This is a genomic window from Aeromonas sp. QDB11 (genome assembly GCF_027705265.1).
GTDB classification, from domain to species: Bacteria; Pseudomonadota; Gammaproteobacteria; order Enterobacterales; family Aeromonadaceae; genus Aeromonas; species Aeromonas allosaccharophila.
The window spans coordinates 1-723 of the sequence record NZ_JAPDBM010000218.1; the positions used below are offsets into that span (position 1 = coordinate 1).

Sequence of the window (723 nt, forward strand, 5' to 3'; positions counted from 1 at the left end):
GGGGCATGCAGTCGTGGCAAGCCCTCCGATGCCATATCGGCTCTTGAAGCTGGCTGAGGGTCATGGGTAATCAGGAAGAAGAATGGTTTACCCGTCTTACCCTTACGGTGACGTGCCGCCTGTATTTGGCTTTTTAGTGAAGCTATAAAGCGCTTAATAACCTTTTCCTCCTCTACCTCCGGTGGGAAGCTTGTCGGCATATCCGGATCATCCATGATGGATATCAGGGGGAAGCGTAGGTCAACGCGCACTGCAAACACTCGTGGGTGTTTATTCAAGAAGTTAGCGATTACCTCCACGGATGTTTTCAACTGCTCAAAGGATATTGAACCATACTTGGCCTCAGCCACACCTCGTAAGTTTTCTAGCTCGTCGGCTATTAAATGATACCCGACTTTTGATTTCATATAAGTTCCTATAGCTCGCATGGAATACCTATACCCGTTGGTTAGATACTCAGGTGACTTCACTTATCATCATTAATGAGGATTGCTACGTAAAACTTTACGGACAACTGATACTGTTCTCTCTTATCAAACCACTAGGTTGATATACCAATCTGCATTTAGCACTCTGTGCATTACATATACTTTGCTATGCAGATCTATACAGCTAATGGCTTGTATCTGATGTACAAGCCTGATGTGTGCGTATTCCGGCGAAGTTGAACAGCCATTCCGGCCAACGTGAACACCCTGATCCTTAACGCGCTCACGTCACCCC

1 pseudogene is annotated in these 723 nt (G+C 46.2%); it reads right to left on the minus strand.

The annotated features are described in order from the left end of the window. Positions 1-143: 143 nt before the first annotated feature. Positions 144-428: pseudogene (locus OKC40_RS22750) on the minus strand (hypothetical protein); the annotation flags it as partial. Between the last annotated feature and the right edge of the window lie 295 nt (positions 429-723).